This window comes from Cellulomonas phragmiteti (assembly GCF_016862775.1).
In the GTDB taxonomy this organism is placed as follows: domain Bacteria; phylum Actinomycetota; class Actinomycetes; order Actinomycetales; family Cellulomonadaceae; genus Cellulomonas; species Cellulomonas phragmiteti.
In genome coordinates this window covers 125,291-138,544 of record NZ_BONP01000005.1, presented here as the reverse complement: position 1 = coordinate 138,544, position 13,254 = coordinate 125,291, and the positions used below count along the sequence as shown (strand labels likewise).

At 76.2% G+C, this 13,254-nt stretch carries 9 protein-coding genes; 7 read left to right on the top strand and 2 right to left on the bottom strand.

Going from position 1 to position 13,254, the window contains the following annotated elements; translation table 11 throughout:
- Positions 1-29: 29 nt before the first annotated feature.
- Entirely contained in the window at positions 30-929 is a 900-nt protein-coding gene (locus Cph01nite_RS06310) for a RecB family exonuclease (protein ID WP_373307544.1), read from the bottom strand.
- 99 nt (positions 930-1,028) lie between these two features.
- Between Cph01nite_RS06310 and Cph01nite_RS06305 the strand changes: the two genes are divergently transcribed.
- The 4 genes from Cph01nite_RS06305 to dop all read left to right on the top strand — a co-directional run bounded on the left by Cph01nite_RS06305 (position 1,029) and on the right by dop (position 6,758).
- Positions 1,029-2,159, top strand: coding sequence for a site-2 protease family protein (locus Cph01nite_RS06305; RefSeq protein WP_203672381.1), 1,131 nt, complete (start codon positions 1,029-1,031; stop codon positions 2,157-2,159).
- Between the two features lie 27 nt (positions 2,160-2,186).
- Positions 2,187-3,236, top strand: a complete 1,050-nt coding sequence (locus Cph01nite_RS06300; protein WP_203672379.1) for a tRNA (adenine-N1)-methyltransferase — start codon at positions 2,187-2,189, stop codon at positions 3,234-3,236.
- A 189-nt stretch (positions 3,237-3,425) separates the two neighbouring features.
- A complete protein-coding gene (gene arc, locus Cph01nite_RS06295) occupies positions 3,426-5,060 on the top strand; it encodes a proteasome ATPase (RefSeq protein WP_203672377.1) in 1,635 nt (544 codons plus the stop codon).
- 90 nt (positions 5,061-5,150) lie between these two features.
- Positions 5,151-6,758, top strand: a complete 1,608-nt coding sequence (gene dop / locus Cph01nite_RS06290; RefSeq protein ID WP_275407384.1) for a depupylase/deamidase Dop — start codon at positions 5,151-5,153, stop codon at positions 6,756-6,758.
- 15 nt (positions 6,759-6,773) lie between these two features.
- On the opposite strand, the gene Cph01nite_RS06285 is transcribed toward dop, so the two are convergent.
- A complete protein-coding gene (locus Cph01nite_RS06285) occupies positions 6,774-11,276 on the bottom strand; it encodes an SCO7613 C-terminal domain-containing membrane protein (protein ID WP_203672371.1) in 4,503 nt (1,500 codons plus the stop codon).
- 192 nt (positions 11,277-11,468) lie between these two features.
- Between Cph01nite_RS06285 and Cph01nite_RS06280 the strand changes: the two genes are divergently transcribed.
- The 3 genes from Cph01nite_RS06280 to prcA are packed head-to-tail and all read left to right on the top strand — an operon-like array spanning position 11,469 to position 13,231.
- Positions 11,469-11,663 carry a ubiquitin-like protein Pup gene (locus Cph01nite_RS06280; protein WP_203672370.1) on the top strand — a complete coding sequence of 65 codons (195 nt, stop codon included), beginning with the start codon at positions 11,469-11,471 and terminating at the stop codon, positions 11,661-11,663.
- A 6-nt stretch (positions 11,664-11,669) separates the two neighbouring features.
- Positions 11,670-12,500, top strand: a complete 831-nt coding sequence (gene prcB / locus Cph01nite_RS06275) for a proteasome subunit beta (protein ID WP_203672369.1) — start codon at positions 11,670-11,672, stop codon at positions 12,498-12,500.
- Positions 12,497-13,231: a proteasome subunit alpha gene (gene prcA, locus Cph01nite_RS06270; RefSeq protein WP_203672368.1), complete on the top strand. Its 735-nt coding sequence runs from the start codon at positions 12,497-12,499 to the stop codon at positions 13,229-13,231. The genes prcB and prcA overlap by 4 nt, the downstream gene beginning before the upstream one ends.
- The last annotated feature ends 23 nt before the right edge of the window (positions 13,232-13,254 follow it).

The following is a 13,254-nucleotide window of genomic DNA, read 5'->3' as shown; positions in this document are numbered from 1 at the left end:
GCACCTCGCTGCGGCCCGCAGCGGCAGGATCAGCCGACGGTCGGCGTGACGCCGATGGCCCGCTCCACGGCACCCTCGGGGACCTGCGGCGGCGTCCCGCCGAAGGACGGGCAGCGGTCACGGAACGCGCACCAGTCGCACAGCCGTGAGGGGCGCGGGCGCCAGTCGCCCGAGCGGGCCGTGTCCTCGATGCCCGCCCAGATCGAGCGCACGCGCGCCTCGAGCGTGTGCATCTCCGCCTCGGTCGGCTCGTGGCTGACCACGACGCCGTCACCGAGGTACGCGAGCTGCAGCCGCTTGGGCAGCACGCCGCGCGTGCGCCACACGACGTACGCGTAGAACCGCATCTGGAAGAGGGCCGAGCTCTCGAAGCCCGCGCGCGGGGAGCGGCCGGTCTTGTAGTCCACGACCCGCACCCAGCCGTTGGGCGCCACGTCGACCCGGTCGACCACGCCGCGCAGCCGCGGCCCGCCCTCGAGGTCGTGGCGGACCTGCAGCTCGCGGGCGCGGGGCTCCAGCCGCGTCGGGTCCTCGAGCGTGAACCACGTCGCCAGCAGCCGCTGCGCCCCGGCGAGGAACTCCGAGCGCTCCTCCTCGGTCGTGTGCAGGTCGGCGTAGCGGGGCTCCTGCTCGAGCAGCTCCGCCCAGCGCACGGGCAGCGCGGCGTGCGCGGCCGCGAGCGTGCGCTGCGCGGCGGGCAGGTCGAACAGCCGCTCGAGGACCGCGTGGACCAGGGTCCCGCGTGCGGCGGCCGGCGACGCGGGCTCGGGGAGCCGGTCGACGACGCGGAAGCGGAACAGCAGCGGGCACTGCAGGAAGTCGTTGGCGCGCGACGGCGACAGCCCGGGCACCCGGGGTTCGGGGGTCGCGTCCTCGACGGCTCCCGGCCCGCCGCCGGGACCGTCCTGCTGCTCGATGTCGACGCTCACGCGACGAGCGTAGGTGCGGGCACCGACAGGACGTGCCGACGCGCGGGCCCGGACGGCGCGGACGCGGGCTCCGGCGCGGACGACCGTAGGCTGGCGAGCGTGAGCGCACCGCGACCCGAGCGTCCGTCCGGCTGGGTGCTCGGGCACGTCGCCGGAGCACCCGTCGTCCTGGCCCCGAGCTGGCTGCTCGCCGCCGTCGTGCTCACCCTGGTCTTCGCCCCCAGCGTGCAGACGTGGACCGGCGGCGGCGGCGCGCTGCCCTATGTCGTGGCGCTCGTGTTCGTCGTCCTGCTGTTCGCCTCGGTGCTGGTCCACGAGCTCGCGCACGGGCTGGTGGCCAAGGCGCGGGGGCAGCAGCCGCACGCGTTCGTCCTCACGCTGTGGGGCGGGCACACCACGTTCGGCGGCGCGGCGGCCACCCCCGGGACGAGCGCGCTGGTCGCCGTGGTCGGCCCCGTCGCGAACCTTCTGCTCGCCGGGGGGTTCCTGCTCGTGGCCGACCACGCGGTGCCGGCCGGCACCCTGCTGCAGACGGTGCTGTGGGCCGGTGCCGTCGCCAACGGGTTCGTCGGGGTGTTCAACCTGGTGCCCGGCCTGCCGCTGGACGGCGGCCGCATCCTCGAGGCCGCCGTGTGGGCGGTGACCCGGGACCGCCACCGCGGCAGCGTGGTCGCCGGCTGGACGGGGCGCGTCGTCGCAGTCGGGGTGGTGCTCGTCGTCCTCGTGCGTCCGTGGCTGGCCGGCACCACGCCGTCGCTCGTCACCGTCGCCTGGGCGGCGCTCATCGGGGCGTTCCTGTGGTCGGGCGCGTCGGCGGCCGTGCGCGCCGGGCGTGCGGGACGCGCCGTGGACGCCCTGACGCTGCAGACGGTGGGCCGGCCGGCCGTCGTCGTCGGCGCGCACGCGTCGCTCGCGCAGGCGCAGGCCACCGCCGCCGGCGCGCAGGTCGCCGAGGTCGTCGTCCTGGCGCCCGACGGGCGGGCCGCCGCGTACGTGGACGCCGAGGCGGCCGCACGCGTGCCCGCGCACCTGGCCGGCACGACCAACGTCGTCGCCGTCTCGACACCGCTGCCGGTCGGCGCGGACGTCGACGGCTCCCTGACGGGCGACGCGCTGCTGCGCGCGCTGTCCGCGGCCTCCGCGCACGGCCCGGTCGTCGCCGCGCACGTCGACGGGCGCGTGGTGGCGCTGGTGCGCACCGCCGACGTCGTCGCGGCGCTGCGCCGCTGACGCGGGCGGCACCTAGACTCGGCGCCCGTGACCACCGACGACGCCGCCGCGACCGCACCGACCGGGGCCGCCCAGCGGCGGGGGACCTTCCGCGTCGGTGAGCGTGTGCAGCTCACCGACCCGCGGGGCCGCCTGCACACGATCACGCTGGACCCGGACGCGAGCTTCCACACGCACCGCGGCTACCTGCGGCACACCGAGCTGATCGGGGCGTCGGAGGGGGTGGTGGTCCGCAACACCTCGGGCATCGAGTACCTCGCCCTGCGGCCCCTGCTGGCCGACCACGTGCTGTCGATGCCGCGCGGTGCCGCCGTCGTCTACCCGAAGGACGCCGGGCAGATCGTGACGATGGGCGACGTGTTCCCCGGCGCGACGGTCGTCGAGGCCGGTGTGGGGTCCGGCGGGCTCACGCTCTCGCTGCTGCGTGCCGTCGGTGACGGCGGGCGGCTCGTCTCGGTCGAGCGGCGCGAGGACTTCGCGGCGATCGCCCGGGGCAACGTCGAGACCTTCTTCGGCGGGCCGCACCCCGCGTGGGACCTGCGGCTCGGTGACCTCGCCGACGTGCTGCCGTCCGCAGCGGGACCCGGCTCCGTGGACCGCGTCGTGCTCGACATGCTGGCGCCGTGGGAGAACCTCGACGCCGTGGCCACGGCGCTCACCCCCGGAGGGGTCCTCGTCTGCTACGTCGCGACGACGACGCAGCTGTCGCGGCTGGCGGAGGACGTGCGCGGCGACGGCCGCTTCACCGAGCCCGAGGCGTGGGAGTCCATGGTCCGCGGCTGGCACCTCGAGGGCCTGGCGGTGCGCCCGCAGCACCGGATGATCGGTCACACCGGGTTCCTGCTCACCACGCGTCGGCTGGCCGACGGGGTGGAGCCGCCGCACCGCAAGCGCCGCCCGGCGAAGGGCTCGTACCCCGTCGCCGAGGACGGCGCCCCGGCGACCGACCCGGACCTGTGGTCGCCCGAGGCGATGGGGGAGCGCGAGACCTCGGCCAAGAAGATCCGGCGGGCACGCCGCGAGCTGCACGTCGCGCCCGAGGACCTCGGCCCCGCGGGCCCCGCCACCGGGGACTGAGCCCCGACGCGCGCGGCACCGGTCCGAGGGCTCGTGGCGTCCACGGTGCGGGACGCACGGCTGTCGACCGGCGCGGCCCGCGCGGTGTGTTGACACCTGACGTTAGGGTCGTCGCACCAGCTGGCACGCCGATGTGCACGGTGGACCGCAGGACGGGTGCATCGCGACGCGGAACGGAGGCCGATCATCATGACCGAACCCGCTGCCCCTGGACGTGACCTGCAACGCGAGCTGGCGGTCCTCGCCGCCAAGAACGAACGGCTCAGCGAGGCGCTCGTGGCCGCGCGCGAGCAGATCCTCGAGCTCAAGCGCCAGGTCGACGACCTGGCCAAGCCGCCGGGCACCTACGCGACGTTCCTCGGAGCCCGCGACGACGGGTCCGTGGACATCGTGTCCGCGGGCCGCAAGATGCACGTCGGGGCGAGCCCCTCGCTCGACGTCCACCACCTGCGCCCCGGCCAGGAGGTCATGCTCAACGAGGCGCTGACGGTCGTCGAGGCAGGTGGCTACGAGCAGGTCGGCGAGATCGTCACGGTCAAGGAGACCCTCGGTGAGGGTCGGGCGCTGGTCGTCGGCCGCGGGGACGAGGAGCGGGTCGTGCGCTTCGCCGGCCAGGTCGCCGACGGCCGGGTGCGGGTCGGCGACGCGCTGACGATCGACCCGCGCAGCGGGTTCGTCTTCGAGGTGATCCCGCGGGCCGAGGTCGAGGAGCTCGTCCTCGAGGAGGTGCCGGACATCGACTACGCGGACATCGGTGGCCTGGGCCCCCAGATCGAGGCGATCCGCGACGCCGTCGAGCTGCCGTTCCTCCACCCCGAGCTGTTCCGCGAGCACGGCCTGAAGCCCCCGAAGGGTGTGCTGCTGTACGGCCCGCCCGGGTGCGGCAAGACCCTGATCGCGAAAGCCGTCGCGCACTCGTTGGCCGCGACCGCCGCCGCCGCCCGCGGGGAGGACACCGCGGACGCGCGGTCGTTCTTCCTCAACGTCAAAGGGCCCGAGCTGCTCAACAAGTACGTCGGGGAGACCGAGCGGCACATCCGCCTGATCTTCGCCCGTGCGCGGGAGAAGGCGTCGCAGGGGCACCCCGTCGTGGTCTTCTTCGACGAGATGGAGTCGCTGTTCCGCACCCGCGGGACGGGCGTGTCCAGCGACGTCGAGACGACGATCGTGCCGCAGCTGCTCTCGGAGATCGACGGCGTCGAGCGTCTGGACAACGTCATCGTGATCGGCGCCTCGAACCGTGAGGACATGATCGACCCCGCCATCCTGCGGCCTGGCCGCCTGGACGTGAAGATCAAGATCGAGCGTCCCGACGCCGAGGGCGCCCGCGAGATCTTCGCGAAGTACCTGACCACGGACCTGCCGATCCACGGCGACGACCTGGCCGAGCACGGGGGGTCGGCGACCGCGGCCGTCGAGGCCATGATCACGCGTGTCGTGGAGCGCATGTACTCCGAGGCCGACGAGAACCGCTTCCTCGAGGTCACCTACGCCAGCGGCGACAAGGAGGTCCTCTTCTTCAAGGACTTCAACTCCGGCGCCATGATCCAGAACGTCGTCGACCGTGCCAAGAAGTCGGCCATCAAGGACCTGCTCGCGACCGGCCAGCGCGGCATCCGCGTCGACCACCTGCTGGCCGCCTGCGTGGACGAGTTCAAGGAGAACGAGGACCTGCCGAACACGACCAACCCCGACGACTGGGCACGGATCTCCGGCAAGAAGGGCGAGCGGATCGTGTTCATCCGCACCATCGTCCAGGGCAAGAAGGGCGTCGACGCGTCCCGCACGATCGAGAACGTCACGAGCACCGGCCAGTACCTGTGACCTGGCGCGTCGTCGTGCGCACCGACCGTCCACGTCCTGGCACGTGAACGCCCACCGCCCGTCGGCGGCGCGGCACCTAGGGTGGTCGGCGTGACGGTGCGGCGTGTGATGGGGCTCGAGACGGAGTACGGCGTCCTGCAGCCGGGGCGTCCGCTGGCGAACCCGATGCTGCTGTCCAGCCACGTGGTCGCGGTGCACGCGGCGGCGCGCGAGTCCGGGCGTGCCCGCGCCCGGTGGGACTACGACGACGAGGACCCGCTGCACGACGCCCGGGGGTTCCACCTGCAGCGTGCGGCCGCCCACCCGTCGTTGCTCACGGACTCGCCGACCGTGCCCGCACCGTCGGGCGACGGCCCGCAGGAGATGCCGCGGTCGGAGGTCGAGGAGTACGAGGACCCGGGCGCGGCGAACGTCATCCTCACCAACGGCGCGCGGCTGTACGTCGACCACGCCCACCCGGAGTACTCGTCCCCCGAGGTCACCTCGCCCCTGGACGCGGTGCGGTGGGACCGCGCGGGGGAGCTCGTGATGCTCGACTCGGTGCGTCGGCTCGCGGCGAACCCCGCCCTGCCCGACGTGACCCTGTACAAGAACAACGTCGACGGCAAGGGGGCGACCTACGGCACGCACGAGAACTACCTCGTCGACCGTGCGGTCCCGTTCGGTGACCTGGTCGCCCGGCTGACGCCCTTCCTCGTGACCCGGCAGGTCTTCACCGGTGCCGGGCGCGTCGGCCTGGGCCAGCGCGGTGAGCACCCGGGGTTCCAGCTCTCGCAGCGCGCGGACTACATCGAGGCGGAGGTCGGCCTGGAGACGACGCTGCGCCGTCCCATCGTCAACACCCGCGACGAGCCGCACGCCGACCCGGCGCGCTGGCGCCGCCTCCACGTCATCATCGGCGACGCCACGATGCTCGAGGTCGCCACCTACCTGCGGCTCGGGACCACCTCGCTCGTCCTGTGGCTGATCGAGCAGGGGGAGGCCGGCGGGGCGGCGCGCCGGGTGCTGCAGGCGGTGGACCGGCTGGCGCTGCGGGACCCCGTCCAGTCCGTGCACCGTGTGAGCCACGACCTCGCGCTCACGGAGCGGCTGGAGCTGGCCGACGGGCGCCGGCTCACGGCCCTGGAGGTCCAGGCCGAGTACCTGGCGGCGGTCCGCGGGGCCCTGGACGCGGCCGGTGGTGCTCCGGACGAGCAGACGCTCGACGTGCTGGCGCGCTGGGAGTCCCTGCTCGGGCGCCTGGCCGACGAACCCGCGTCGTGCGCCCGGGAGGTCGAGTGGCTCGCGAAGCTGCGGCTGCTCGACGGCATGCGACGACGCGACCACCTCGCGTGGGACCACCCCCGCCTGGCGGCCGTCGACCTGCAGTGGTCCGACGTGCGACCCGAGCGCGGGCTCTACCACCGCCTCGTCGCCGCCGGCGCCGTCGAGCTCCTCGTGACCCCGGAGCAGGTCGAGGACGCGGTCGTGCACCCGCCGCACGACACGCGCGCGTACTTCCGCGGGGAGGCCGTCGCCCGCTACGGGGGCCACATCTCCGCGGCGAGCTGGGACTCCGTGGTGTTCGACGTCCCCGGTGCCCAGACGCTGCAGCGTGTGCCGATGCGCGACCCCCTGCGCGGCACGCGGGCGCACGTCGGCGAGCTGCTGGACCGCAGCCCCGACGCACGTTCCCTGCTGGCGGCCCTCGGCGGGTGACCACCGGCGGCCCCGTCAGCGCATCTCGCCGACGAACCGCACCGCCTCGCGCGCCTGCTGGACGCGGCGTTCGTAGGTCACGCCCAGGCCGAGCACGAGCGCACCTCCCACCGCGAGCAGCACCCAGCCGTCGACCGCGGCGAGCGCGTCGGCCGCGACGGGGCTGAGCACCACGACGAGCGTCGCCAGGACCCCCGCCGCGCCGAGCAGGAAGGGAGCCTGCCAGCGGCGGACCGCGCCCACGACGACGGCAGCGACGCCCAGCGCCAGCAGCGTCACCACGCGCCAGCCCGCGGGGTCCACGACGAGCATGGCGAACGGTGCGCCGAGGGTCAGGGCCAGTGGAGGTCCGAGCGTCCGCCACGACGTCCGGTCGGCCCCCTGGAGCATGCGACGCACACCGAGCACGAGCGCGACGAGCCCCAGCACCGTCCACGGCACGTCCGGCGGCTCGGGGCCGCCGCGCAGCGCGAGAGCCGCGGTCGCGAGCGTCGCCGTGCCCAGCCCCAGGGCGGTGCCCGTGCGGCCCGCGAGCCGCCACGCGAGCGCGGTGCCGCCCGCGAGCACGAGCGCGCCGCGCGCCGTGCCGAGCACCGAGGCGTCGACGGCGAGCGTGAGGGGGACGGCCAGGATCGCGACGAGCACGGTGAGCGACGCCGCCCCGACGGGGCCGGGCCGCCAGGTCCGCGCATGACGCAGCGCCACGAGCCAGGTCAGGACCGCGACGAGCTCGACACGCACGGGCGACGGGGTGCCCGCGCTCAGCGCGGACCCCACGGCGGACGCCCACGGTCCGGCCACGGCGACCGCCAGCGCCGCAGCGGTCAGGACGCGGGGGACGTCCGCGGCGGCGACCCGGTCAGGGCGGGACCTCGGGGACGACCCGTCGGGCCGGGGGACGGCGGCCGTCCGGTGCGCGACCGCCGCCAGACCGAGGAGCACCGCTGCGGTCAGGCCCCACAGCACGAGACGCAGGTCGGTGGACCGCGCCAGGAGCGAGGGCGCGAGCGCGAGCGCCCCGGCGACCACCCACACCAGCGGGACGTCGTCGCGTCGCGCGGTGAGCGCGACCGCCGCGAGGGCGACGAGGCCCGCGACCAGGGCCGGCAGGTCGTGGACGGGACCGAGCACGGTGAGCGGTGCGTGCCAGAGGACGACCGCCGTGGTGCTCGCGGCCGCGGCACCCGCCAGCACCAGCCCGGGGCCGGTGAGCGCGACACCCGTGCGCGGCCCGCCGGGCACGGTGCGCGCCCCGGGCGGGCGGACGCGGCGGCCCGTCGCGGCCCCCGCCAGGGCCAGCGCGGTCGCGACGATCCCTGCGGCTCCTGCCCGCACGGGTGCCGACGCCGCGCCCGGGGCCACGACGACCGCCAGGAGCGTCGGGCCGGCCGTCGCGGCGAGCAGGGCCCACGGGGCCGCACGGTCGAGCACCGTGCGCGCGCGCGGTGTGCGCACCACCAGCGCGCACGCTCCCCAGGCCACGGCGGCGGGCCAGGACCACATCTCGACGAGGCCGGTGCCGTCGGGCAGCAGCGGCCCCGTGGGCACCGCGCCGGGCGTGACCGCGAGCGTGAGGGCCCGCTGGAGCGGACCGGCGAGCACCAGCAGGGCACCGAGCCCGGCGAGCAGGTCGGCCGCGGCCGGGCGCCGGCGTCGGAGCAGCAGGGCCGCCACGACGACCGCGACGCTCGAGCCCGCGGTGAGCAGGCCGCGGTCCACCCAGCGCGGTCCCAGCTCCAGCACGGCGGGCAGGACCGCGGTGGGGACGGTCGCCAGGGTGAGTCCGGCGACGAGCAGCGTCGCCGCACCTGCGCGGCGGCGCGCGACGCGCCACGCACCCACCGCTGCGACCGCGAGCGCCGGCGGCAGCGTGTAGGGCTCCACGACCGTCGCCTCCTGCGCCACCAGCAGGACCCACCACGAGGACGTGCCGAGGGCCAGGGCGACCCACCACGCGTGGTGCCGCCCCGGGGTGAGCGCCCAGGCGCCCGCCCCGACCGCGGCGACCAGCAGGACCACGGCGACCGGCCCGGGGCCCGCACCGGCGCCGACGGCGACGCCGGCAGCCACGACCACGACGCCGGCGACCTCGGCGCAGTGCCGGGCGAGCGCACCGCCGGTGGGACGCAGCAGCGGCGCCGTCACCAGGGACACGACGCCGAGCACGGTGATCAGCACCGCGCTCGCGGCGTGGTCGGGCATCCCGGCGACGGCGTGCAGCGTCGCGACGGTGAACCCGCCGACGGGCGCTGCCGCGCTTGCACCGGACGCGACGTGCGCGGCTCCCCACGTCCGTCCCGCGCGCAGGAGCACCACCACCAGCGAGAGCGCCGTGGCGGCCACGACGAGCGGTGCGGCGTGCACGAGGGGAGCGGGGGACGGGTCGCCGAGGCGTGCGGCGGTGTCCAGCGCAGCAGCGGCCGCCGGCCACGCGATGCCCAGGGCGACAGCGAGACCGCCGAGGGCGGCGTCACGCTCGGCCGCACCGGCGCGGCGGGCGCCGACGACCCGGGCCCGGACCAGGAGCGCCGCCGCGACGGGCGCCAGGGTCAGCCCCAGCGCGCCCGAGCTGGGCAGCTCGAAGGTCGCGCCACCCGTGGCACCGGCCGCCAGGACGAGCGCCGCCGCGGCGAGCGTGGAGGAGGGCGCCGACCTCGCCGAGGTCGACCAGGAGCGGGCGTGCACCGCGAGCGCGGCCCCGAGCAGGAGCGCGGCCGCCGTCCACCCCGGGTGCGGTGCGGCGCCGAGCACGGCGAGGACCGTCGCGACGACGGCCCCCGTGCGTGCCGCGACGGGACCCAGCCGGCCGCGTGCCGCGGCGACGAACGCACCCGCGACGACCGCCTCGCCGCCGACCAGGACGAGCGCGCCGACCGGTCCGGCTGCGACGAGGACGGGAGCGGTGACGGCGACGAGCACCGCAGCGGCCCGCCACCCGAGGGCCGCGGCGCGTGCGGGCCGGCCGTCGGCGCGGCGCGCGGCGAGCACGGCGAGCGCTCCCGCGACGAGGAGCGCACCCGCGGCGGCGGTACCGGCGTCCACGGCGGGAGCGCGGGACGGGTCCGGCAAGAGCCGCGCGACCGTCGCCACGGTGAGCACCAGCGCCGCCCAGGTGGCCGCCGCGGCGGCGACGAGGAGGCCGGCCCGTGCGGCGACCCGCACGTCCGGGTCCCCGTCGTGCGCGCGCGGCACGAGCAGCAGGCCCACGGCGGCGAGGCACGCCCCGACGACGGCGGCCTGCGACGTCGTCAGCTGGTCCGCGGAGGGCGCCGCGAGTGCCGCCACCGCACCTGCGGCCGTCAGCGCCGTCGTCACGCCGACGGCAGCGGCCCACGCCGTGCGCATCGCCGTCGCACCCGGGGACGTCCACGGCGGCCGCGCGCGGCTGCCCAGGTCCACCGTGCGCGCCTCCACGGCGACCTGCAGGACCAGCACCGCGACGAGCGCCGTGAGCAGCGCGAGGTGCTCCCAGGGGTCGGTGCCCAGGCGCGCGACCGTGGCGGCCGACGCGGTGAGCGCGGCCGCTCCCAGCGCGAGCGCCGCCGCGACCCGCAGGACGGCGCGCTCGGCCCGTCCGTGCGCGAAGGGAGGCACGGCGCGAGCGGCCGCCAGCACGCCGGAGACGAGGAGCAGGGCGCCCACCCCGGCGGCGTCCGGCGCGGCCGGCACCCACGCGAGCGGCGCCAGCGGCACCAGCGCCGCCGCGGCGACCGTGCCCACGCGCAGCCGCGACCGCACGCCCCAGACGGTGAGCAGGCCGGCGCACACGAGGGCCGACACGCCCGCCTGCCCGGTGCCGTCACCCTGTACGACGACGCCGGTCGCCCGCAGCGCCCAGGCGTCGAGCAGGAGCAGCACGACGGCGACCGTGCCGACCGCCTCGGCGCCCTGCGGCAGCCGTCGTGCGCGCATCCAGGAGGCGAGCGCGAAGACCACGAGCGTGCCGACCCCGACGACGGCCGCGCGGGCGCGCAGGCCCATGACGTCCCACGCGAAGACGAGGAACGTCACGCTGGCGGCCACGAGCAGCGCCGCACCGACGACCTGCAGGACGGTCTGCACCCGCCAGGGTCGTCGCGCCGGAGCGCCGGCGGCGGGCACAGCCGACCCGGGTGCGGCCGACCCGGGTGCGGCGGGGGGCGCCACCGGGAGCGTGCGCGACGCCGGGGGAGTGCTCGGCGGCGGCGTGGTCGTCCCCGTCGGCCGGCGGGGAGGGGTCGGCGGCGGGCCGGCCGCGGTTGCCGGGCGTGCCGCCGCGGGCGGCCGCGTCGGCACGGTCCCGGTTCCCTGCCGGGCCTGCGCCGCGCGCATCGCCGCGACCCGCTGCTGGCGGGTGGTGAGCGCGCGGACGACGGCCTGGCTGTCCTGCCACACGAGCACCCCGTCGGGGCCTGACACGTCCAGCCCGCAGGCACCGCAGCGCCCGGCGCGCAGCGTCGCCGTGCACGCGGGGCACGCGGTCACGTCCTGCAGCGCGCGCAGCGTGCGGGTGTACAGGGTGTCCGGGAGGTCGGGCATGGGCGCATCGTGCCAGGCCAGGGAGCGTGCGCGGTGGTCGTCCACAGGTGATCTCCTGCGCGCCCCGGTACGCCCGGCGCGCGGGCCACGGCCCGGTGCCCGCGTGGTGACCTCCACGGGCCCGTGCGAGCGGTCTTGGGCCTAGGGTGGGCACGCGGGCACGCGGGACGTGACCGCAGGACGGAGGTCACCATGGCTGGGCAGGAACACGTCAGGCGCCGTCACGACGACGAGCCGGGGGACGAGCCGGGCACGCCGGCGCCCGCCGCGCCGAGCGCGCAGGCCCGTGACGCGGAGGTCGACGCGCTCCTCGAGGAGATCGACGACGTCCTGGAGCAGAACGCCGAGCAGTTCGTCCGCGGGTTCGTCCAGAAGGGCGGGCAGTGAGCGCCGATGACCCTGCACGACTCGTCCGGCCGGCTCCCGCACGCGTTCACGACGCCCGGCTCCTCGTCGTTCGTCGACTTCCTCGCGGGCTACGCCCCTGACCTCCTGCCCGGGCACCGGGCGCTGCCCGGCGGCGACCTGCAGGCACCGCACGGGACGACCATCGTCGCGCTGACGTTCGACGGCGGGATCGTCATGGCGGGCGACCGCCGCGCGACCATGGGCTCGATGATCGCGAGCCGGCACATCGAGAAGGTGTTCCCGGCCGACGAGTTCTCCGCCGTCGGGATCGCCGGGACCGCCGGGCTGGCCATCGAGCTCGTCCGGCTCTTCCAGCTCGAGCTCGAGCACTACGAGAAGATCGAGGGGAGCCTGCTGTCGCTCGACGGCAAGGCCAACCGGCTCGCGACGATGATCCGCGGGAACCTCGGGATGGCGATGCAGGGGCTCGCCGTGGTGCCGCTGTTCGCGGGGTACGACCTCGACCGCGGCCGGGGCCGGATCTTCTCCTACGACGTCACCGGCGGGCGCTACGAGGAGCAGGAGCACCACGCCGTCGGCTCCGGCTCGGTGTTCGCGCGCGGGTCGCTCAAGAAGCGGTGGCGGCACGGCCTGGACGCGTCGACCGCCGTGCGGGTCGCCGTCGAGGCCCTCGTCGACGCAGCGGACGACGACTCCGCGACGGGCGGTCCCGACCGTGCCCGGCGGATCTGGCCGGTGGTCGCCACGGTCACCGAGGCGGGCTACCTGCGGGTGACGGACGACGACCTCGCCGCTGCGGTCGACGTGGTGGAGAACGGCAGGCGCAGCACCCGCCGCGAGGGAGGTGCGCGATGAGCATGCCGTTCTACGTCTCACCCGAGCAGCTGATGAAGGACCGCGCGGACTACGCGCGCAAGGGCATCGCCCGCGGACGCTCGGTGGTGGTGCTGCAGTACGACGACGGCATCGCGTTCGCCACGGAGAACCCGTCGCGGGCGCTGCACAAGATCTCCGAGATCTACGACCGCATCGCGTTCGCCGCCGTGGGCAAGTACAACGAGTTCGAGAACCTGCGCGTCGCCGGTGTGCGGTACGCCGACCTGCGCGGCTACTCCTACGACCGCGTCGACGTCACGGCGCGCGGCCTGGCCAACGCCTACGCGCAGACCCTCGGCACGGTGTTCACCACGGAGTCCAAGCCCCTCGAGGTCGAGCTGGTCGTCGTCGAGGTCGGTCGTGAGCCGGCGGGCGACCAGATCTACCGGTTGTCGTACGACGGCTCGGTGGCCGACGAGCACGGCTGGGTCGTCATGGGGGGTCAGGCGGAGCGGCTGGCCGGGCTCCTGGGTGCCGGATGGCGCCCGGGGATGACGCTCGCGCAGGCGCTCGGGCTCGCCGTGCAGGTGCTGGGGTCGGCCGCGGACGACGGCGAGCCCCGGACGCTGGGTGCGTCGCAGCTCGAGGTGGCCGTGCTGGACCGCACACGCCCGCGGCGCGCGTTCCGGCGGCTGACGGGAGCGCTGCTGGAGGACGTGCTCGGCGGGGACGACTCCCCGCCGGGCGGGGACGCGACACCCGCCCCCTGAGGGTGCGGTCGGGTCGCGGGACG